Genomic DNA, 21,621 nt, shown 5'->3' with positions numbered 1-21,621 from the left:
CTCCCCGCGTGGATGAATGACAGGGTGACCCCTCTCACATTGGTCTGTCGAGGGTGCGTGACCTGTTTGTAGTGGAACCGGCAGGTATGTCGTTCTCGTCTATCACGTCGGCCAGGGCCACACACAGGACACTGGTACATGGTTCGGACACTGCCATGGACACGGGTCCGGGCGGCGGTTCAGGGTTCGGTTAGGCGCGCGGAGAGCGTGCGGCACGGAGGAGGCATCGGTGGCGGGCGAGTCCCCCGACAGGTCGAAGCAGCGCGAGTCGTCGGCAGAACCGACGCCGGGAACCGCGGCCCCGGTTCCCGAGGCCCGCGATCCACGACTCGCCGTGGCCCGCGAGTCCGGCACGACGCCCCCGGCGCCCGTGAAGGACACGGCCACGCAGGTCCTCTCCCTCCCGAAGCCGCCCTCCTCCGGACCCGAGCCCGAGGAGCCCGAGGAGGACGCCCGCCTGCGCGCCGCGGTCGCCGCCTGGGTCACGAAGGGCGCCCAGGCCTCCGAGGAGCCCTCCGAGGCGCCTGAGGACCCGTCCGAGGCGCCCTCCGAGGCCCCGGAGGAGCCCGCCGAGGACTCCGTCGAGGACGAGACCGGGGACGCGGGCGAGGACGAGGCCGAGGACACAGCCACGGACGAAGCCGCGGAGTCCGTCGAGGACGGGGACGCGGACGAGGACGAAGACGCGGCCGCGGAGCTTCCGGCCGATGGGCCCGAAGCGGCGGAGCCTGCGGACTCGGCGTCCGAGGAGCCGTCCGGCGAGGACGCCCCGGACGACGGCCACGAGGACGACGGCGACGAGGACACCGACGCCGGGGAGCCGAGCGCGGACGAGGCGGACGAGGCGGAAGCCGAGGCCGAGCCCGCCGACGAGCCGGAAGCCACCCCCGAGGACGGCGAGGACGCCCCCGCCGGCGAAACCCCCGCCCCGGCCTCCGAGGACGTCGAGGACGAGGACCAGCAGGACCGGGCCGAGGACCAGCAGGACGAGGACCGGGACGAGGACGGCGAGCCCGAAGCCGAAACCCCGGCCCCCGCCCCCGCACCCACCCCGGCCCCCGCTCCTGCCCCGAGGAAGCCCGACCCCGCCGGCGGCGCCGAAGCCACCCGGGAGAAGCCGGCCGAGGCCGAGCCGACCCCCGTCGACCAGCCCACCAGCGTCTTCCGCCGGCTCGGCGACGTCCCCGACCAGCCGACCACCATGCTCAAGCTCGGCGCCGCCGAGCGCACCACCCGGCAGCCGCTTCCGCCGAAGCCCCCGCTGGACCTCCTCGCGGAGCTGACCAACACCCCGCCGCCCCCGCAGACGCCCCTGCGCCAGGCGGCCCGGCGGGTCAAGATCTGGACCCCGCTGGTCCTGCTCCTCCTGATCGCGTTTGCGGTCGCACAGTCTCTGCGCCCGCTGCCCGCCCCGGAGCTGACGCTGACCGCGAAGGACAGCTACACCTTCGGCGGCGACCTCCAGGGCATCCCGTGGCCGCAGGAGGGCCAGGCCGCGCTCGATGTGCAGGGCATCGGCTCCTTCGGCTCCTCCGGTGAGCAGAAGCCCGTCCCGATCGCGAGTGTCGCCAAGGTCATGACGGCGTACGTGATCCTGCGCGACCACCCGCTCGAGAGCGGCGCCGAGGGTCCGAAGATCCCGATCGACCAGACCGCCCAGGACCAGTCCAAGGCCGGCCAGGAGTCGACCGTCGACGTGACGGCCGGCGACTCGATCTCCCAGCGCGAGGCCCTGGAGAGCATCCTCATCGCCTCCGCCAACAACGTCGCCCGGCTGCTCGCCCGCTGGGACGCCGGCTCGGAGAAGGCGTTCGTGGAGAAGATGAACGCCGCCGCCGCCGACCTCGGCATGACGAACACCACGTACACCGACCCCTCGGGCCTGAACGACACCACCGTCTCCACCGCCGTGGACCAGGTGAAGCTCGGCAAGGCCGCGATGAAGGAGCCCGCGTTCCGCGAGGTCGCGGCGATGATGGAGTACACCGACTACAAGGGCGCCAAGCACCCCAACTGGAACCAGCTGGTCGGCAAGAACGACGTCGTCGGCATCAAGACCGGCACCACCACCTCCGCCCTGGGCAACCTGCTCTTCGCGGCGAAGAAGGAGATCGACGGGGAGACCCGCACGATCGTCGGCGCCGTCGTCCGCCAGCCCCCGGGCGGCTTCGACAACACCATCCTCCAGGGCGCCCTGTCCGCGAGCGACAAGCTCATCCGGGCCGCGCAGGACCGCCTCCAGTCGGCGGAGATCCTGAAGAAGGGCGACGTCGTCGGCTATGTGGACGACGGTCTCGGCGGCCGTACCCCGGTCGTGGCGACCAAGGACGTCACCGCGGTCGGCTGGGCCGGCCTGAAGGTGGAGCTGAAGTTCACCGCCGACGAGCTGCCCCACGCGGCGAAGGCGGGCACCCAGGTCGGCACCCTCACCGTCGGCGACGGCGGCACCGCGGGCGCGGTCAAGGTGCCGGTCGCGCTGCAGAACGATCTGGCCGAACCGGGCTGGACGGACAAGCTGACGCGTATCGCCTGACCGGCGAAAGCACCGCGGCCCGCCTCGGACCCCGCCCGGGTTTCCGTCGGCGGGCCGCGTGCTAGCGTCACGAAACGGGACAAGGTCGCCGCACGTGGGAACACGGCCGTGAAGTCTGCGGGAACGGAACGCGGCCGACAGCAGAAGACGGGACACGGGGAGTGCCTACAGGTGGCCACTGCGGAGCCGACACGCGCCGACGACACCGGTCCGGGCCCGGACGCCGGCCCGCGAATACCGCTGTCCCCGTCCGAGGACGAATCCCGGTCCCGCGGAGCCGTGGAGAAGGTCCGCGAGGTCTTCCTGCGCCATCCCGTCCTCGCCTTCACCGCCCTGTCCGGCATCCTGCACATCGTCTGGTTCTTCACGTTCGCGAACAGTGGCGGTGATCTGGCCGCTCAGGACGCCTGGGCCGAGTTCGTCGGCCGCCACCCCGACTCGGCGTACAACCTCGCCTGGTACGGGGGCATGCACCCGGTCTCGTACAGCGTGGTGTCGCCGTATCTGATGTCGGTGCTCGGTGTCCGGACGACGATGATGATCGCCGGGACCGTGTCCGCGGGTCTGCTGACGCTGGTGCTGATGCGCAGCCGGTCGGTGCGCAATCCGCTGTGGGCCTCGCTCGCGGGCGTGTTCGCCTTTCTGTGCAACGCGGTCTCGGGCCGGGTGACCTTCGGCCTGGGCACGATGTTCGCGCTCGGCGCGGTCGCGGTCGTGTTCTGCTGGCCGTACAAGTGGCGCTACAAGCGGTGGGCGAAGGCGCTGTGCGCGGCCCCGCTGGCGGCGCTCGCGACGATGTCCTCGCCGGTCGCGGGGCTGTTCGTGGGGCTGATCGCGGTCGCGATGTTCTTCCAGAAGCGGCTGCCGGGCGCCTGGGCGCTGGGCCTCGGGCCGACCGCGGTGGTGGCGGTGTCCGCGTGGGCGTTCCCCTTCTCCGGCACCCAGCCGATGTCCTTCGCCTCCGCGAGCCTGCCGCTGGTGTACGCGGTCGTCGTCTTCGCGGTCGTGCCGCGGACCTGGACGACGGTGCGGATCACGGCCGCGGTGTACGGGCTGTCGGTGCTGCTGGTGTGGCTGATCAGCTCGCAGATCGGCTCGAACATCACACGGCTGCCGATGCTGTTCGCGGGGGTGGCGCTGGTGGCCGCGCTGCCGTTCACCCAGCCGCGCTCGCGCAAGTGGTACACGATCGTGGTCGCCTCGGTCGGGTTCGCGGGCTGGATCGGCTTCAAGTCGGTCGACGACGTCGTGCACACCACGCCGACCGCGTCCTGGGCGCGTGAGCTCGCGCCGCTGGTCAACGAGTTGCAGGAGGTCGGCGCCGAGCAGGGCCGGGTGGAGGTCGTGCCCGCCCGCTCGCACCGCGAGGCCTCCGCGCTGGCGCCGTACGTGAACCTGGCCCGCGGCTGGAACCGCCAGGCCGACATGGAGCGCAACCCCCTCTTCTACGACGACACCCTGAACTCGGCGAACTATCACGAGTGGCTGCGCCGCTGGGCCGTGCACTTCGTGGTGCTGCCCAAGGACGACCCGGACGGCGCGGGCGCCGAGCGGGAGCGGGAGCTGGTGCAGCGCGGGCTGCCGTATCTGCGGCAGGTGTGGGGCGACGCCAACTGGCAGCTGTTCGCCGTGACCGACCCGGCCCCGCTCGCCGACCCGCCGGCCACGGTCGAGCGGGCCGAGCAGGGCGAGATGACCCTGACGGTCTCCGAGCCGGGCCGCGTGCTGATCCGGGTGCCGTACTCGCCCTGGCTGAAGCTGGTCGACGCCGACGGCAAGGGCGTCGAGCCGCCGCGGGAGACCGAGGCCTCCGAGAACCGGACCGAGGGCACCCCGAAGACGTACGAGAACCTCAACGGCTGTCTGATGGAGACCGAGGAGGACGCGCTCGGCGACAAGTGGACCGAGCTGCTGGCGCCCCGCGCGGGCACCTACCGCCTCGCCTCCCCCTACGAGCTGCCGCGCGGCACGCCCTGCCCGGAGGAGCTGCGCTGACTCACCGGAGCTCGTTCACATGGGTGTCGGTGCCCGGCACGGTCGGCACGAACGGGGCGATCAGCTCGACGCGGCCGAGGCCCGAGGCGGCGACGGTCTCGTCGAGCCCGGTGAAGTGCCGCTCCCAGCAGTCGCGGGGGTCGGCCTGGAGGAACCACAGCAGGGTCAGCCGGGTACCGACCCCTTCGACCTGCTTGACGTAGGTCATCCGGTCGCCGGGCAGCGGGGTCGGCCGGAAGACGGTGACCAGGGCGGCGGGTGAGCCCGCGAGCCGCTCGGGCAGATGGCGGCCGGTCAGCCATCGCAGCAGCTCGGGGCGGGCGTCCTCCGACTCGGCGTCGATCACCTGGAGGACCAGGCCCGCGTACGGGTGGTCGAGGGCGTGGACGTCGCGGGGGCCGGCGGCGCCGTCGCGGTAGACCGTGCGCTCGTGGTCCTGGAACGCGGTGAACACATGGGTGCGGTCCCGGTAGACGCGCGCGTCGCGGTTCAGGCGCCGGTTGATCGCGACGGTCCAGCGCATGTGGTCGTCGTAGCGGCCCGCGGTGATCCAGTACGTGGAGAGGTAGCAGCCCGCCGAGACCGGCTGGGCGACGGCCGACTTCTCCGGGTAGCGCAGGAGCTGGAGGTCCCGGGTCGCCACCCAGCGGCGGCCCGCGTACATCCAGGGCATGGCCATGGCCCCGGCGTAGTAGTGGTCGTCCTCGTACCAGCGGTTGTAGGCGTACTCGTGGCCCGGGTGCGGCTCGACCATGGTGATCAGGGCGTGGCCGGGGCGGACGCCGTAGGGGCCGGTGGAGGCCAGTTCGGCGTAGAGATCGCTGCGGGTGTCGTCGCTCATGCCCGTTCCCCTTTCCTTCGGTCGCCCATACTCTGACGGACCGTCAGATGATGCGCCAGAGCGAGGGAGGCCTCTCATGTCGCTGCTCACGGACAGGACCGTCGTCGTCTCGGGGGTCGGGGCCGGGCTCGGCCACCAGGTCGTGGCGGCGGTGGTGCGGGACGGCGGGAACGCCGTGCTGGGGGCGCGGACGGAGGCGAACCTGGCGGTCTGCGCGGCCGAGGTCGATCCGGACGGGGCGCGCACGGCGTACCGGGCGACGGACATCACCGACGAGGGGCAGTGCGAGGCGCTGGCCGAGCTGGCGCGGGAGCGGTTCGGGCGGATCGACGCGGTGGTCCATGTGGCCGCCTGGGACGGGTACTTCGGCGGGCTCGCGGACGCGGACTTCACGACCTGGCAGAAGGTGATCGACGTCAATCTGCTGGGGACGCTGCGGATGACCCGGGCCTGTCTGCCGCTGCTGCGGGAGCGCGGCGGGTCGGTGGTGATCATCGGGACGCAGTCGGCGGTGGCCGCGCCCTCGCAGGTGCGGCAGGCCGCGTACGCGGCCTCGAAGGGGGCGCTGACCAGTGCGATGTACTCGCTGGCGCGGGAGCTGGGGCCGGACCGCATCCGGGTCAACACCGTGCTGCCGGGCTGGATGTGGGGCCCGCCGGTACAGGCGTACGTGCGGTTCGCGGCGCACTCGGAGAAGGTGCCGGAGTCCGAGGTGCTGCGGCGGCTGACGGAGCGGATGGCACTGCCCGCCCTGGCGACGGACGGGGATGTGGCCGACGCGGTGGCGTTCCTGGCGTCGGACAGGGCGCGGGCGATCACCGGACAGTCGTTGCTGGTCAACGCCGGTGAGCTGATGCGATGAGTTCATGTCTGTGAACCAAGGCCATCATCACGAATGATTTTACCTCCCTTTGACCTCACGCTCACTTGTCGTGCTCACGCGACAGCGCCCACGATGAGCGCCGGTTGAACCCTGGGAGGACGCACATGAACGGTCTCGACTGGGCCGTGCTCATCGGCTATTTCGGCGTGATGGTGGCGATCGGCGTCTGGTCGCACAGGCGCGTGGACAACGTGAGCGACTTCTTCACGGCCGGCGGGAAGATGCCGTGGTGGCTCTCGGGCATCTCGCACCACATGTCCGGCTACAGCGCGGTGATGTTCACCGGCTACGCCGGCATCGCCTACACCTACGGCGTCACGTCCTTCGTGACCTGGTCGTTCCCCATCGCCCTGGGCATCGCCGTCGGCTCGAAGCTGTTCGCACCGCGGATCAACCGGCTGCGCTCACGGCTGCATGTGGCCTCCCCGCTGGAGTACCTGAAGAACCGCTACGACCTGCGCACCCAGCAGGCGCTCGCCTGGTCGGGCATGCTGCTGAAGATCGTGGACGTCGGCGCCAAGTGGGCGGCGATCGCCACCCTGTTGTCCGTCTTCACCGGCGTCTCCCTGAACCAGGGCATCCTCATCACCGGCGTCATCACCGGCGTCTACTGCACGATCGGCGGCCTGTGGGCCGACGCGCTCACCGAGCTGGGCCAGTTCGTCATCCAGCTGCTGGCCGGCATCGCGATGTTCGTCGCGGTGGTCATGGAGCTGAACGACAAGGGCATCGGGTTCCTCGGCGCCTGGGACGAGCCCGCCCTGAAGGGCCACGGCGAACCGCTGGTCGGTCCCTACGGGACCGTCTTCCTGCTCGCGTTCCTCTTCATCAAGCTGTTCGAGTACAACGGCGGCATGCTCAACCAGGCCCAGCGCTACATGGCGACCCCGTCGCCGCGCGAGGCCGAGCGCTCGGCGCGGCTGTCGGCGGTGCTGTGGCTGGTGTGGCCGCTGGTGCTGTTCTTCCCGATGTGGATGTCCCCGCTGCTGGTCGAGGCGCAGAAGCCGGACGGCTCGGACTCCTACGGCCTGATGACCGAACAGCTCCTCCCGCACGGGCTGCTGGGCCTGGTGATCGTCGGCTTCTTCTCCCACACCATGGCGATGTGCTCCTCCGACGCCAACGCCATCGCCGCGGTGTTCACCCGGGACGTGGCGCCGGTGCTGTCCGCGAAGGCGCGTTCCTGGAACGAGCGCAGCGGGCTGATCGCCGCGCGGCTGACGACGGTGGTGTTCCTCGCCCTGTCCATGGCGGTGGCGACCCAGGTCGACTCCCCCACGTTCAAGGACATCATCACCGTCGTGATCAAGTGGGTGGCCGGTCTCATGGGCCCGATCGCGATCCCGATGATGCTGGGTCTGCTGCGGCCGTTCCGCCGCTCGGGACCGACCGCGGCCCTGACCAGCTGGGCGATGGGCCTGCTGGCGTTCTGGCTGGTCAACTACCCGATCAACTGGAACGTCGACGGCGGGGTGCCGCTCCAGTACCAGGTGTCCGTACCGCTCGCCGTCTCCCTGGTGCTGTACGTGCTGATCGGGTTCCTGAAGCCCGAGGACACCCCGGAGCGGCTGGAGGTCATCGAGCGCGTCAACACGGACGGCGACGGGGCGGCGACGGTCCCCGCCCAGGCGGGCGGGGAGCGGGTCAAGGACTGAACGTCGCCGGGCGCCGGGCGCCCGCGACACGTCTCAGGGCGTGCGGGGGTATCTCGCCAGCCACCCCGGGGACGATCCGGCCGGACCGTGCAGGGCGGGCCCCTGGGTCATCTCCATCGCGAAGTCGTCCGCCAGTTCCAGGATCGTGGGACGGCCCTCCAGCTCGGCCAGCCAGGCCGGGGGGAGGGCCGTCTCGCCGTGCAGGGCACCGAGGAGACCGCCGGTGAGACAGGCCGTGGCGGCGGACGGGCCGCTCTGGTTGGCGGCCAGCCGCAGCCCGTGCCGGACGTCCTCGGCGACCAGGGCGCAGTACACGGCCGCCGACAGCACCTGCTCCGCGGTGCCCGCGGCGGACAGTTCCTCCACCCGGGACGGGTCGGGGACGCCCTGGCGGACCGCGCCGAGCGCGCGCTGCAGGGCCTCGGTCACCGGTTCGTGGCCGGGCCGCGCCGCGAGCAGCCCCATCGCGCGCTGGACCGCGCCGTCCAGATGCTCCCCCCGGGCCAGGCCGTGCACGATCACGGCATAGCCGCCCGCGGTGAGACAGGCCGCCGGGTGCCCGTGGGTCTGGGCCGCGCACTCCAGCGCGAGCTGCGCCACGAGCTGCGGCTCCCAGCCGACCAGCAGGCCGAACGCGGCGGAGCGGGCCGCCGGTTCGGGGCCCGGCTCGCCGGGGTTCTTGGGCGCGTCCGGTGTACCCATGATCTCGTCGCCGAGGCCCAGCAGCAGCGGGCGGGCGGGGGCGCGGCGGGCGTACAGCCACTCCTCGCGGGCCAGCCAGCCGTCGTCCTTGCGGCGCTCGTCGGGACCCCAGTCGCGCTGGGTGGCGGCCCAGCGCAGATACGCCCGGTGCACATCGGTCGGCGGGTGCCAGGCGCCGCTGTCCCGGCGGACCTGGGCGCGGATCAGCCCGTCGACCGTGAACAGCCCGAGCTGGGTGAGATGCGTGACCGCGCCCCGCCGCCCGTACGCGGGAGCCAGATCGACGAGCCCCTCGGCCCCGTGCTCCTCCCGGATCGCGTCCAGGCCGAGTCCGTCCACGGCCGCCCCGAGCGCGTCCCCCACAGCGGCCCCGAGCAGGGTACCCCGCACCCTGCTCCGAAAGTCCTGCTGCTCGACCCGCCCCCACACGGGCCCGGTCGTCGCACCCACATAGACCTCCCCAGGGCACCGTCCGCATGTACGACAGGCTCTGCACTGTAATCGACCGGGAACGGTCGGCTCGGCGCCCGAATCCGTCGATTACGGACAGACCGCGAAGTTCCCGGCCGACGTCCCGTCCCGGCACCCGTCAGGTCCGGCCTCGATCACCATCGGGGAAGATTGCTGTCATGTCCATAAACAAATCCCCCCACCGTCCCGTACTCCCCCTGGCCGCGGGGCTGTTGACCGCGACGGCCGCGCTCTACATCGCTCTCGTGGCGTTCGGGAACATCACCGACTTCGGGTCCAACCAGCAGTTCGTGCGGCATGTGCTGGCGATGGACAGCACGTTCGGGGACGAGGACCTGATGTGGCGGGCCGTCACCAGTACGGCGCTCCAGGACGCGGCCTATGTGGCGATCATCGTCTGGGAGACGGTGGCGGCGCTGGTGCTGGCCGCCGGTACCTGGCTGTGGGCGCGCGGGCGGTTCGGGGCGGCCCGGCGGGTGTCGACGTACGGGCTGCTGATGCTGATGCTGCTGTTCGGGGCCGGGTTCATCGGGATCGGCGGCGAGTGGTTCGCGATGTGGCAGTCGGAGGACTGGAACGGGCTGGACGCTGCGACCCGGGTGTTCCTGATGAGCGGCGTGATCCTGATCGTGGTCCAGCTGCCGTTCCGGGAGGGAGAACGGGAGCGGTCGCCGGAGCACGAGCGGGAGCAGGAGCAGGAGCAGGAGGGCTAGGCGACCACGCGGACCGGGGTCCCCTCCGTCGCGAACGCCCAGAGGGCGGTGCCCGCCTCCTTGGTCATGCGGATGCCGCCGGTCTGCCGGCCCTGGGCGGGCGGCGGGGAGGAGCCGTCGAGGGCGTTGGAGAAGCCTATGTTCACGCCCGACTGGAGGGTGAAGTACACGATGTGCTCGATCTTCACGCCGTCGGAGCCGGTGGTGGCGTCCGTGCGTGTGCCGACCGTGTAGCCGCCCGGCTCCGGGGCGACCGTGCCCGGCCAGACCGGGAAGGTGCGGCGCACGGCGTCACTGGCGTCGACCAGCCAGACCCGGCGCTCGCCGAGGGAGTAGACGACACGGCGCCCGGTGCCCGATTCGGCCGGGGCGGCGGGCGGCGCCGCCTCGGTCGGCTTCGGCTTCGGGCTCGCCGACGCCGACACGCTCGGCCGGGCCGCCGTCGGCTCCGGGTGCGCTCCCTTGTCGGCCTGCACGGCGAGGACGGCGACGGCGACGACGGCGCCCGCGGTCAGACCGGTGACCCAGGCCCACGAGGGCAGTCGGGCAGACACGGACGCTTCTCCTCAGTCGCTCGGGCAGCCCACCGAGGCCACCAGGGTCGGATCATCGTACTGCCAGCCTCGGGGCGGGCCCGACGGCGGTCAGTCGAGCACCGGCAGCAGCTCCGGCAGGTGGCCGTCGGAGGCCGCCGCGGCCCGCTGCCGCTCCTCGGGGACCTCGCCGTACAGGGTGGTGCGCGGGCGCGCCGGGCGGCCCGCCGCCTCGGCGACCGCGACCAGGTCCCTGACCGACTTGTAGGAGCCGTAGGAGGAGCCCGCCATGCGGGAGATCGTCTCCTCCATGAGGGTGCCGCCCAGGTCGTTCGCCCCGGAGCGCAGCATCTCGGCCGCGCCCTCGGTGCCGAGCTTGACCCAGCTCGTCTGGATGTTGGGGATGTGCGGGTGCAGGAGGAGACGGGCCATCGCGGTGACCGCGCGGTTGTCCCGGACCGTGGGGCCCGGGCGGGCGATCCCGGCCAGGTACACGGGCGCGTTGGTGTGGATGAACGGCAGGGTCACGAACTCCGTGAAGCCGCCCGTCTCGCGCTGGATCGAGGCCAGGGTGCGCAGATGGCCGAGCCAGTGGCGCGGCTGGTCGACATGGCCGTACATCATCGTCGAGGACGAGCGGATGCCCAGCTCGTGCGCGGTGGTGATCACCTCGATCCAGGTGGCCGCGGGCAGTTTGCCCTTGGTGAGCACCCAGCGGACCTCGTCGTCCAGGATCTCCGCGGCCGTGCCCGGCACCGAGTCCAGGCCGGCCTCCTTGGCGGCGGTCAGCCACTCGCGGATCGACATGCCGGTCCGGGTCGCGCCGTTGACGACCTCCATCGGCGAGAAGGCGTGCACATGCATGCCCGGCACCCGCTCCTTCACCGCCCTGGCGATGTCGAAGTACGCCGTGCCGGGCAGGTCCGGGTGGATGCCGCCCTGCATGCACACCTCGACCGCGCCCACGTCCCACGCCTGCTGGGCGCGGTCGGCGACCTGCTCCAGGGAGAGGGTGTAGGCGTCGGCGTCGGTGCGGCGCTGCGCGAAGGCGCAGAAGCGGCAGCCGGTGTAGCAGACGTTGGTGAAGTTGATGTTCCGCGTGACGATGTAGGTCACGTCGTCGCCGACGGCCGCCCGGCGGACGTCGTCCGCGATCCGGCACAGCGCGTCCAGCGCGGGCCCGTCCGCGTGCAGCAGGGCGAGGGCCTCGGCGTCGGTCAGCCGCGTCGGATCGTCCGCGGCCGTGCCCAGCGCCTGCCGTACGTCCGTGTCGATGCGCTCGGGGACCATGCCGGGGGCGGCGGCCTCGCGCAGGGCGTCCCAGTCGCCGTACACCTCGTCGAAGTCCTCGCGGCGGTCGCCGCTGCGGCCCTCGCTGTCGATGGCGGTGTGCAGATCCGTGCGCCCGGAGGACACGAAAGCCTCCTCCGGCTCCTGCCACGGCAGCCCCTTCGGCAGCGCCCCTTCGCGGGCCAGCCCGGTCTCCGGGTCGGCGAGCGCCGCCACGTGCGGGCGCAGCCGCGGGTCCAGCCAGGGCTCGCCGCGGCGGACGAACTCCGGGTAGACGCAGAGGCGTTCGCGCAACTCGAAGCCTGCGGCGCTGGAGCGTTCGGCGAGTTCCTCGATCCGCGGCCAGGGGCGCTCGGGGTTGACGTGGTCGATGGTCAGCGGGGACACGCCGCCCCAGTCGTCGATGCCGGCCGCGATCAGCCGCTCGTACTCGCCGGCCACGAGGTTGGGCGGGGCCTGGAGGCAGGCGGAGGGGCCCAGGACGAGCCGGGCGACGGCCACCGCGGCGACCAGTTCGTCGAGTTCGGCGTCGGGCATGCCGCGCATGGCCGTGTCCGGCTTGGCGCGGAAGTTCTGGATGATCAGTTCCTGGATGCCGTGGTAGGCGCGGGCGACCTTCCGCAGCGCGAAGAGGGACTCGGCACGCTCCTCGTAGGTCTCGCCGATGCCGAGGAGGATGCCGGAGGTGAAGGGCACCGAGGAGCGGCCCGCGTCCTGGAGCACCCGCAGCCGTACGGCGGGCTCCTTGTCCGGGGAACCGTGATGGGGGCCGCCGGGCTCCGACCACAGCCGGGTCGCGGTGGTCTCCAGCATCATGCCCATGGACGGCGCGACCGGCTTCAGCCGCTGGAAGTCCGTCCAGGACATCACCCCGGGGTTGAGATGGGGCAGCAGGCCCGTCTCCTCCAGGATGCGCACGGAGATCGCGCGGACATAGGCGATGGTGTCGTCGTAGCCGTGCGCGTCGAGCCACTCGCGCGCCTCGGGCCAGCGGTCCTCCGGCTTGTCGCCGAGGGTGATGAGGGCTTCCTTGCAGCCGAGGGCGGCGCCCTTGCGGGCGATGTCCAGCACCTCGTCGGGCGACATGAACATCCCGTGCCCGGCGCGCCGCAGCTTGCCGGGGACGGTGACGAACGTGCAGTAGTGGCACTTGTCCCGGCACAGCCGGGTCAGCGGTATGAAGACGCTCTTCGAGTACGTGATGACGCCCGGCCGTCCGGCGGCCTCGAGGCCCGCGTCCCGCACCCGGGCCGCGGACGCGGCGAGGTCCCGAAGTGCCTCGCCACGGGCCTGGAGCAGCACGGCCGCCTCGGTGACGTCCAGGGCGACACCGTCCCGGGCGCGTTTGAGGGCGCGACGCAGGGAGTTCTCGGTCGGGCCGGTTCCGGAGGTCGCGGATGTGGTCATTCTCGAAGCATACGGTCGGGCCGACCGATGCCGGCCGGCGCTTCACGGGGGCGCGCGCCGGACGGGGGACCGCCTCTCGCGGGCCCCCGCACCGGCACTCCGCCCCTGTCCAACTGCCCTGCTCTATCCGGCCAGGAAGGGCGCGAGCGCGTCCAGGGCGCCGAGCACCTCCGCCTCGCCCGCGGGCGGCAGCTGCACCACGGTCTCCTCGATGCCGAGGTCGGCGTAGTGGGCGAGCTTGCCCGGGGTGGGGTGGACGGCGTACGGGACGATCCGGAGGGCGTCCGGGTCGCGTCCGGCGTCGGCCCAGCGGGCGCGCAGCACCGGCAGGGCCTCGGACAGTCCGCGGCCGCCGATGGGCAGCCAGCCGTCGGCGTACTCGCAGATGTGGGTGAACAGCTTGGGCCCGGCGGCCCCGCCGACCAGGGTGCGGGGGCCGGTCACCGGGCCGCGCGGCTTCCGGGCGGGCTTGGGGTGGGCGTGGCTGGGCCGCACCCCGCCGAACTCGCCCTCGTAGCCGGTGGGTTCCTCCGTCCACAGCGCCTGCATCAGCCGCATCCGGTCCCGGACCAGTTCTCGGCGGTCGCGCCACTTCACACCGTGGTCGGCGGCCTCCTCCACGTTCCAGCCGAAGCCGATCCCGAGGGTGAGTCGTCCGCCGGACAGATGGTCCAGGGTGGCGGCCTGCTTGGCCAGGGCGATCGGGTCGTGCTGGGCGACCAGCGTGATGCCGGTGCCGAGCCCGAGCCGCTCGGTGACGGCCGCGGCCTGGCCGAGCGCGACGAAGGGGTCGAGCGTACGGCCGTACTCGCGCGGGAGTTCGCCGCCCGCGGGGTACGGGGTCGTCCGCTCGACCGGGATGTGGGTGTGCTCGGGCAGGTACAGCCCGGCGAAGCCCCGCTGCTCCAGCTCGCGGGCGAGCCGTACCGGGGTGATCGTCTCGTCGGTGAGGAAGATGGTGACGGCGATACGCATGACCCATCTCTACCGTTCGGCGGTTCATCTGTCCATACCGACCAGTCGGCATCACTCTCGGTGCCGAGGGCCGGAGCGCCGGGCCCGGAGCGCGGGGCCCCGAGCCGGACGTCCGCGGCCCGAGGCGGGTGCCGTCGGGGCCGTCCGGGCGCTCAGCCCGGCCATACGATCGACTGCACCTCGCTGTAGGCGTGCAGGGCGTAGGAGCCGCAGTCGCGGCCCACACCGCTGTGCCTGAAGCCGCCGAAGGGGGCCTCCATGTTGCGGGCGACCGTGTTGACGCCCACCCCTCCGGCCCGCAGCCGGCGGGCCACCCGGAAGGCGCGTGCGGTGTCGGCGGACCAGACGTAGTCGATGAGGCCGTAGTCGGAGTCGTCGGCCAGACGCACCGCCTCCTCCTCGTCGTCGAAGGGGATCACCACGACCACCGGTCCGAAGATCTCCTCGCGGGCCACCCGCATGTCGTTGGTGCAGTCGGCGAGAAGGGTGGGCGCGACGAAGAACCCCTGCTCCAGGGGCGGGCGTTCACCGCCCGTGACGATCACCGCGCCCTCCTTGCGGCCCAGTTCGACATAGGACTCGACCCGGTCACGGTGGGCCGCCGAGATCAGCGGACCCACGACGGTGTCCCGCTCGCGCGGATCGCCCACCTTCAGCCGGGCGGCGTACGCGGCCAGTTGACCGATCAGCCGCTCGTAGATCCCGCGCTGGGCCAGCACCCGGGTCGGGGCCGTGCAGATCTGGCCGCTGTAGAAGGAGAAGGTGGTGCCGATGCCGGACACCGCCGAGGCCAGGTCGGCGTCGTCGAAGACCAGGGCCGCGCCCTTGCCGCCGAGCTCCATGAGCTGGCGTTTCATGTGCCGCCCGCACACCTCGGCGATGCTCCGGCCGACCGCGGTGGAGCCGGTGAAGCTGACCATGTCGACGTCGGGCGAGTCCACGGCCGCCTCGCCCACGGCCACCGCCCGCCCGGACACCACGTTGACCACGCCCGGCGGGGCGCCCGCGGCCTGGAGCGCCTCGGCCATCCGGTAGACGGACAGCGGGTCCTGCGGAGCGGGCTTCACGACGACCGTGTTGCCCATGGCCAGCGCGGGGGCGACCTTCCCGGCGGGGTTGGCCCAGGGATTGTTGTACGAGGTGACGCAGGTGACCACGCCGACGGGCTGGCGGACCGCCAGGGCCCCCATCACCGCCGCCCTCCCCATCGGTCCGGCTTCGTTGACCTGCGGTGCGATGGGCCACTCGGCGGGCTCCGGGCGCGCGTAGCGGCGGAAGCGGGCGGCGCCCACGCCGACCTGGAGGGCACGGGCCGTGGCCGTGGTCGCGCCGGTCTCGGCCTGGGCCAGCACGGCGTACTCGGCGGCCCGGTCGCCGATGACGGCCGCGGCGCGCGCGAGCAGCGCGGCCCGCTCCTCGGGCGCGGTGCGCGACCAGGTCCCGAAGGCCTCGCGGGCCGCGGCGCAGGCCGCGTGCACCTGTGCCCGCGAGGCTTCGGGCGCCCGGCCGACGGCCCTCTCGCTCGCCGGGTCGACGACGTCGTAGTAGCCGCCGTCGGGCTCGGTCCAGGCGCCGCCGATCAGCAGCCGCTGGCCGTCCGCCACCCGGGCGTCCCGGCCGGTCACCTGGTCGCCACCGTCCTCGTGTCGCGGCCCGAGCGCAGCACCCTGCCCGGTACCGCCCCGGTCACCGCGTCCTCGCGGATCGCCTCGACGCCGTTGACCCGCACGGCCCGTATCCCGAGGGCCCGGGAGTCCAGGCGGGGGCTGTCGCCCGGCAGGTCGTGCACCAGCGTGGCCTTGTCCGCGTCGACGCGCTCCGGGTCGAACAGGACGAGGTCGGCGTGGAACCCCTCCTCGATCCGCCCGCGCCCGCGCAGCCCGAACAGCCGGGCCGGGTCGTCGGTCAGCATCCGCACCGCCTCCTCCAGGCCGACCAGCCCGCGCCCGCGCAGACAGTCCCCGAGGAACCGGGTCGTGTACGGCGCCCCGCACATCCGGTCCAGGTGCGCGCCCGCGTCGGAGCCGCCGAGCAGCACGTCCTCGTGCCGCCAGGTCTCCGCGCGCAGGGCCCAGGAGGCCGGGTCGTTGTCGGTGGGCATGGGCCACAGGACGGTACGCAGCCCGTCGTTCGCGCAGATCTCCACCAGGCAGGCGAACGGGTCCTGGCCGCGCTCGGCCGCGATGTCCTTCACGACCCGGCCGGTGAGTCCGGCGTTGGACTCGCTGTAGGTGTCGCCGATGACGTACCGCCCGAAGTCGGTCAGCCGGCGGAAGACGCCTGCCTCCTCGGAGCGGGCCCGGCCGAGCATCTCCCGCCGTACGTCCGGGTCGCTCAGCCGGCGGATGCGTTCCGGGACGGGCAGGCCGAGGACGGGCCCCCAGCCGGGGATGAGGTTGAGCGCGCAGAAGGTTCCGAGCGACATGTTCATCGGGGTGAGGATGGGCATGGTCAGCGCGACCACGCGCCCGCCCGCCTTCCGGGCCCGCTCGCTCGCCAGGAGCTGGCGGGGCACGCGCTCCGGGACGGCCGCGTCGACGGTGAGGACGTTCCAGTTGAGCGGGCGCCCGGCCACCGCGCTCATCTCCGCGAGCAGGTCGATCTCCGCGTCGCTGAAACGGTCCAGGCAGCCGGCCACGATCGCCTCGATCTGGGTGCCCTCGTGCTCGCCGACCGCCCTGCACAGGGCCAGCAGTTCGGCGGGCAGCGCGTGCCGGGAGGCGACCGGGCGGCCGTCGCCGTCGGAGTGGGTGGAGGACTGGGTGGTGGACAGGCCCCAGGCCCCGGCGTCCATGGCCTCGTGCAGCAGCCGCAGCATCGCCTCGAGCTGCTCCTTCGAGGGCTGTCCGCCGACCGCCTCCGGGCCCATCACATGGCGGCGCAGGGCGCAGTGGCCCACCATGAAACCGGCGTTGACCGCGATCCGGCCGTCCAGCGCGTCCAGGTACTCGCCGAAGGTGCTCCAGGTCCAGGGCGCCCCCTCCTCCAGCGCCACGAGGGACATCCCCTCCACCTTGGCCATCATCCGCCGGGTGTAGTCGGCGTCCTCGGGGCGCGCGGGGTTCAGCGGGGCCAGCGTGAAGCCGCAGTTGCCCGCGACGACGGTGGTCACGCCGTGGTTGAGGGAGGGTGTCGCGTACGGGTCCCAGAACAGCTGGGCGTCGTAGTGGGTGTGGGGGTCGACGAACCCGGGGGCGAGGACGAGCCCGGAGGCGTCCTCGCGGGTGCGGGACGCCTCGGTGATCCGGCCGACGGCGGCGATACGGCCGTCGCGCAGTCCGACGTCGGCGGTGCGGGCGGGGCGTCCGGTCCCGTCGACGACCGTGGCCCCGGAGATGACGTGGTCGAGCATGGGCTCAGGCCCCCCGCCGGAACCGCGTGGTCCGGTGCACGGGATCCGTGTCGATCTTCGGGATCACATGCTCGCCGATCAGCCGGATCGTCTGCAGCGTCTCCTCCTTCGGCACCCCGACGGGCAGTCCGAAGCTCAGCTGGTCCGCGCCCGCCTGCTCCCACCGCTTGCACTGGCGCAACACCTCGTCGGGATCGCCGCAGATCAGCAGCTCCTCCTCGATGAGCACCTCGACGAACTCCGGTGTGTACCGGGGCAGCGTCTCGGGCCAGACGGGGAACCCCTCGGGCCGCGGGAAGGTGTCGTGGTAGCGGAAGACGAGGGACGGCAGATAGTGCAGTCCGCCGTTGACCGCGATCTCGATCGCCTCGGCGTGCGTAGGCGCGCAGATCGCCGTGGTCGTCACCATCACGTTGTCGTTGACGAAGTCCCCGACCGGCCGCGCGTCCACGATCGCCGTCTTGTACTGCTCCAGCACCCATTCCATGTCCGAGACCTTCTGGATGCTGAAGCCGAGCACCCCGAGGCCCTTGCGGGCGGCCATGGCGTACGAGGGCGGGGACCCGGCGGCGTACCACATCGCCGGGTGCGAGGCCCCGTACGGCTTGGGCAGGATCTTGCGCGGCGGCAGGGACCAGTGCTTGCCCTGGAAGCCGGCGTACTCGTCCTGGAGCCACATCCTGGGGAACTCGGCGATCGTCTCCTCCCAGATCTCCTTGGTGTAGTTCATGTCGGTGATGCCGGGCAGGAAGCCGAGGATCTCGTGGGACCCGGCCCCCCGCCCGCTGCCGAACTCGAAGCGTCCCTCGGAGAGGTGGTCGAGCATCGCGACCTTCTCGGCGACCTTCACGGGGTGGTTGACCTGGGCGAGGGGGTTGAAGATCCCGGAGCCGAGGTGGATGCGCTCGGTGGCGTGCGCGAGGTAGCCGAGGAACACGTCGTTGGCGGACAGATGGGAGTACTCCTCCAGGAAGTGGTGCTCGGAGGCCCAGGCGTACTTGAACCCGGACCTGTCCGCCTGGATGACGTACTCGGTCTCCTCCATCAGCGCCTTGTGCTCGGCGAGGGGATCGGTCTCGGCGCGCTTGCCCACGTATCCCTGTACAAAGAGCCCGAATTCCACGGAGGTTCACCGTCCCGGGGTCGAGTTTGCTGAGTTTCTGACTGTCCGTCAGATAGGGGACTGTGGCACCGCGGCCCTGGATGGTCAAGAGCTGACGGACAGTCAGCTACAAGGGTTCGCGGGTGTCAGAGGACGCCGACCCCGGCCAGCCAGCCGCCGTCGATCACGAACGGCTGCCCGGTGATGTACGAGGAGTCCTCCGAGGTCAGGAACAGCGCCAGCCGGGCCACCTCCTCGGGCCTGCCGATCCGCCCGAGCGGCACCAGCCTGCGGTACAGCGCGTCCAGCGCCCGCCCGGTCTCCTCCGGGTCGGCGTCCGGGTCCAGCCGGGCCGGGTTGGACATCGCGGTGTCCACGGCACCCGGGCAGATGGCGTTGACCCGGATACCGCGCCCGGCCAGCTCCAGCGCGGCCACCCTGGTCAGCCCGAGCACGGCGTGCTTGGTGGCCGCGTACGTCCCCACGGCCGCCATGCCGGTCAGGGCCGTGTAGGAGGCGGTGTTGACGATCGTGCCGCCGTCGGCCAGCTCGGGGGCCACGGCCTTCATCCCGAGGAAGCAGCCGACCTGGTTGACCCGCACGACCTCCATGAACTCGTCGAGCGGGGTGTCCACGAGGGCGTTGAAGCGCAGCACACCCGCGTTGTTGACCAGCCCGTCGACACGCCCGTGGGCCTCCTTCACGGCGGCGACCGCGTCCCGCCAGCCGTCCTCCGTGCCGACGTCGAGATGCAGGTACAGCGCGCCGAGCTCCTTGGCGAGCGCCTCGCCGGGCTCGTCGAGGACGTCGGTGACGACGACCTCGGCGCCCTCCTGACGGAACAGCCGGGCCTCCTGCTCGCCCTGGCCGCGTGCCGCGCCGGTGACGATCACCACGCGGCCGTCCAGCTTGCCCATCGGTCCTCCTCTACAGCCCCGGCGCCACCTCGGCGCCGAACGCGGCGATCTGGTCGGTGAGTTCGGTGCGGCCCCGGCTGCGGAAGCGCACCTGGAGCTGGTCCACTCCCATCGCCCGGTAGGCGCGCAGGGACTCGGCGAGGGCGTCCGGGCTCCCGGAGAGGCAGCGCCGGCCCACGTCCCAGTCCGGCCGTCCGACGTGGAGCGGCTCGGCGATGGCCCCGAAGGAGAAGGGCCCGCTCAGTGCGGCCCGTTCGCGCAGCTCCCGGATGCGGGCGATCCGCCCGGCCAGCCGCTCGCGCGGATCGCCCTGGGGCAGCCAGCCGTCGCCCTTGAGCGCGGCCCGGCGCACGGCGGGCGCCGAGGAGCCGCCGACCCAGAGCGGCACCCGGGGCTGGGCGGGCCGGGGCCGCTGGCCGAGGCCCTCGAAGTCGTACAGCTTGCCGTGGTGCTCGGCATACTCCTCCGGGCCGAGGGCGGCGCGCAGCGCGTCGATCGTCTCGTCCAGCACGGCTCCGCGCCGGGCGAAGTCGGCCCCGAGCGCCTCGAACTCCTCCGCCACGTGCCCGGCCCCGACGCCGAGGACGAGCCGGCCCCCGGAGAGGTGGTCGAGGGTGGCGTACTGCTTCGCGGTGAGCAGCGGGTGCCGCAGCCCGACCACGGCGACGTGCGAGAGCAGCCGGACGCGGTCGGTGGCGGCGGCCAGGTAGGCGAGCGTGGCGACGGGGTCGTACCAGACCGTGCTCATCGCGGCCGCGAGGCGGCGCGGGATGGCGACGTGGTCGCAGACGGCGACATAGGCGAACCCGGCCGCCTCCGCGGCGCGCGCGACGGCGAGCAGGTCCTCGGGTCCGGCGGCGGTCTCCCAGGGCTCGGTGTACAGGGTGCTCTGGGACTGGACCGGGAGCTGGATGCCGTACCTCACGGCGCCCAGAGCCCCTCGGGGGTGAGCTGGAGCAGCTCGATGGCGTTGCCGCGCACGATCCGGGTGACGGTGTCGGCGTCGAGGTGGGCCGTCTGGGCCTCGCCGACCTCGCGGGACTTGGGCCAGGTGGAGTCGGAGTGCGGGTAGTCGGTCTCGTAGAGGACGTTCCCGACGCCGATGGCGTCCAGGTTGCGCAGCCCGAAGGCGTCGTCGAAGAAGCAGCCGTAGACATGACCGGCGAAGGTCTCCGAGGGCGGCCGGCGGACCTTGTCGGCGACGCCGCCCCATGCCCGGTTCTCCTCCCAGACGACGTCGGCGCGCTCCAGGATGTAGGGGATCCAGCCGATCTGCCCCTCGGCGTACATCACGCGCAGGCCGGGGAACCGCTCGAACTTGCCGCTCATCAGCCAGTCGACCATCGAGAAGCAGCAGTTGGCGAAGGTGATGGTGGAGCCGACGGCGGGCGGGGCGTCGGCGGAGGTGGACGGCATACGGCTGCTGGAGCCGATGTGCATGGCGATGACCGTGCCGGTCTCGTCGCAGGCGGCGAGGAAGGGGTCCCAGTCGTCGGTGTGCACGGAGGGCAGGCCGAGGTGCGGGGGGATCTCGGAGAAGGCGACGGCCCGCACGCCCCGGGCGGCGTTGCGCCGGACCTCCTCGGCGGCGAGCCGCGCGTCCCAGAGCGGGATCAGGGTGAGGGGTATCAGCCGGCCGCCGGCCTCGGGGCCGCACCACTCCTCCACCATCCAGTCGTTGTACGCGCGCACGCACAGCAGTCCCAGCTCGCGGTCGCGGGCCTCGGTGAAGGTCTGGCCGCAGAAACGGGGGAAGGTGGGGAAGCACAGGGCGGACTGGACGTGGTTGACGTCCATGTCGGCGAGCCGGGCGGGCACGTCGTACGACCCGGGCCGCATCTGCTCGTAGGTGATCACCTCGAGGCGGATCTCGTCGCGGTCGTACCCGACGGCCGTGTCGAGGCGGGTGAGCGGCCGGCGCAGGTCCTCGTAGACCCACCAGTCGCCGACCGGGCCGTCCGTGGTGCCCGGTTCGCCCATGACGGGCTTGAAGCGGCCGCCGAGGAAGGTCATCTCCTTCAGCGGGGCGCGGACGATCCGGGGACCGGTGTCCAGGTACTTCTTCGGCAGCCGGTCCTGCCAGACGCCCGGGGGTTCGACGGTGTGGTCGTCGACGGAAATGATGCGCGGGAAACCGTGGTTGGAGTCCATGTCGGCCACCGTAGCGCCGATCTGACGGACCGTCAGTAATCGTGTCGCCGAGGAGGAGATGTGAGGGCCTTGTGGACTCCCGTGAGCCGCTCTGTGATCGG

At 72.3% G+C, this 21,621-nt stretch carries 16 protein-coding genes; 5 read left to right on the top strand and 11 right to left on the bottom strand.

Annotated elements, in window-relative coordinates:
* The first annotated feature begins 229 nt into the window (after positions 1-229).
* Together ACZ6SQ_RS32125 and ACZ6SQ_RS32120 are read left to right on the top strand one after the other, a co-directional pair.
* Positions 230-2,533 (top strand): D-alanyl-D-alanine carboxypeptidase, encoded by a 2,304-nt coding sequence (locus tag ACZ6SQ_RS32125; protein ID WP_469568363.1) that lies wholly within the window; start codon positions 230-232, stop codon positions 2,531-2,533.
* A gap of 171 nt (positions 2,534-2,704) precedes the next feature.
* Entirely contained in the window at positions 2,705-4,528 is a 1,824-nt protein-coding gene (locus tag ACZ6SQ_RS32120) for an MFS transporter (protein ID WP_469568362.1), read from the top strand.
* A 1-nt stretch (position 4,529) separates the two neighbouring features.
* Here ACZ6SQ_RS32120 and ACZ6SQ_RS32115 read toward each other — a convergent pair whose 3' ends face one another.
* Positions 4,530-5,369: a hypothetical protein gene (locus tag ACZ6SQ_RS32115; RefSeq protein ID WP_469568360.1), complete on the bottom strand. Its 840-nt coding sequence runs from the start codon at positions 5,367-5,369 to the stop codon at positions 4,530-4,532.
* Positions 5,370-5,445: 76 nt separating this feature from the next.
* Here ACZ6SQ_RS32115 and ACZ6SQ_RS32110 point away from each other — a divergent pair, with 76 nt between their 5' ends.
* The gene (locus ACZ6SQ_RS32110) at positions 5,446-6,231 is read left to right on the top strand and encodes an SDR family oxidoreductase (protein ID WP_469568358.1); all 786 of its coding nucleotides are present in this window, start codon (positions 5,446-5,448) and stop codon (positions 6,229-6,231) included.
* 125 nt (positions 6,232-6,356) lie between these two features.
* Positions 6,357-7,907: a sodium:solute symporter family protein gene (locus tag ACZ6SQ_RS32105; RefSeq protein WP_469568356.1), complete on the top strand. Its 1,551-nt coding sequence runs from the start codon at positions 6,357-6,359 to the stop codon at positions 7,905-7,907.
* Between the two features lie 33 nt (positions 7,908-7,940).
* On the opposite strand, the gene ACZ6SQ_RS32100 is transcribed toward ACZ6SQ_RS32105, so the two are convergent.
* Positions 7,941-9,059, bottom strand: coding sequence for an ADP-ribosylglycohydrolase family protein (locus ACZ6SQ_RS32100; protein ID WP_469568353.1), 1,119 nt, complete (start codon positions 9,057-9,059; stop codon positions 7,941-7,943).
* A gap of 179 nt (positions 9,060-9,238) precedes the next feature.
* Between ACZ6SQ_RS32100 and ACZ6SQ_RS32095 the strand changes: the two genes are divergently transcribed.
* Positions 9,239-9,793, top strand: a complete 555-nt coding sequence (locus tag ACZ6SQ_RS32095) for a DUF2165 domain-containing protein (RefSeq protein ID WP_469568350.1) — start codon at positions 9,239-9,241, stop codon at positions 9,791-9,793.
* Here the strand turns inward: ACZ6SQ_RS32095 and ACZ6SQ_RS32090 are convergent.
* From ACZ6SQ_RS32090 to ACZ6SQ_RS32050, 9 genes are all read right to left on the bottom strand, one after another.
* Positions 9,790-10,347: a hypothetical protein gene (locus tag ACZ6SQ_RS32090; protein ID WP_469568349.1), complete on the bottom strand. Its 558-nt coding sequence runs from the start codon at positions 10,345-10,347 to the stop codon at positions 9,790-9,792. The genes ACZ6SQ_RS32095 and ACZ6SQ_RS32090 overlap by 4 nt on opposite strands.
* 90 nt (positions 10,348-10,437) lie before the next feature.
* Positions 10,438-13,023, bottom strand: a complete 2,586-nt coding sequence (locus ACZ6SQ_RS32085; RefSeq protein WP_469568347.1) for a bifunctional FO biosynthesis protein CofGH — start codon at positions 13,021-13,023, stop codon at positions 10,438-10,440.
* A gap of 123 nt (positions 13,024-13,146) precedes the next feature.
* Positions 13,147-13,998: an LLM class F420-dependent oxidoreductase gene (locus ACZ6SQ_RS32080; RefSeq protein ID WP_469568345.1), complete on the bottom strand. Its 852-nt coding sequence runs from the start codon at positions 13,996-13,998 to the stop codon at positions 13,147-13,149.
* 152 nt (positions 13,999-14,150) lie between these two features.
* Positions 14,151-15,623, bottom strand: a complete 1,473-nt coding sequence (locus ACZ6SQ_RS32075) for an aldehyde dehydrogenase family protein (protein ID WP_469568343.1) — start codon at positions 15,621-15,623, stop codon at positions 14,151-14,153.
* Complete coding sequence (locus ACZ6SQ_RS32070; protein WP_469568341.1) at positions 15,620-17,350, bottom strand: N-acyl-D-amino-acid deacylase family protein; 1,731 nt, start codon at positions 17,348-17,350, stop codon at positions 15,620-15,622. Before ACZ6SQ_RS32070 ends, ACZ6SQ_RS32075 begins: the two co-directional genes overlap by 4 nt.
* A 4-nt stretch (positions 17,351-17,354) precedes the next feature.
* Complete coding sequence (locus tag ACZ6SQ_RS32065) at positions 17,355-18,473, bottom strand: LLM class flavin-dependent oxidoreductase (RefSeq protein WP_386377599.1); 1,119 nt, start codon at positions 18,471-18,473, stop codon at positions 17,355-17,357.
* 125 nt (positions 18,474-18,598) lie between these two features.
* Positions 18,599-19,369, bottom strand: coding sequence for an SDR family NAD(P)-dependent oxidoreductase (locus tag ACZ6SQ_RS32060; RefSeq protein ID WP_469568338.1), 771 nt, complete (start codon positions 19,367-19,369; stop codon positions 18,599-18,601).
* A 10-nt stretch (positions 19,370-19,379) separates the two neighbouring features.
* Entirely contained in the window at positions 19,380-20,294 is a 915-nt protein-coding gene (locus tag ACZ6SQ_RS32055) for a TIGR03619 family F420-dependent LLM class oxidoreductase (RefSeq protein ID WP_469568336.1), read from the bottom strand.
* Positions 20,291-21,520, bottom strand: coding sequence for an amidohydrolase family protein (locus ACZ6SQ_RS32050; protein WP_469568334.1), 1,230 nt, complete (start codon positions 21,518-21,520; stop codon positions 20,291-20,293). The genes ACZ6SQ_RS32055 and ACZ6SQ_RS32050 overlap by 4 nt, the downstream gene beginning before the upstream one ends.
* Positions 21,521-21,621: the final 101 nt, after the last annotated feature.

The sequence above is a fragment of the Streptomyces sp. NPDC048600 genome, from assembly GCF_055587025.1.
This window is presented reverse-complemented; position numbering and strand designations above follow the sequence as displayed.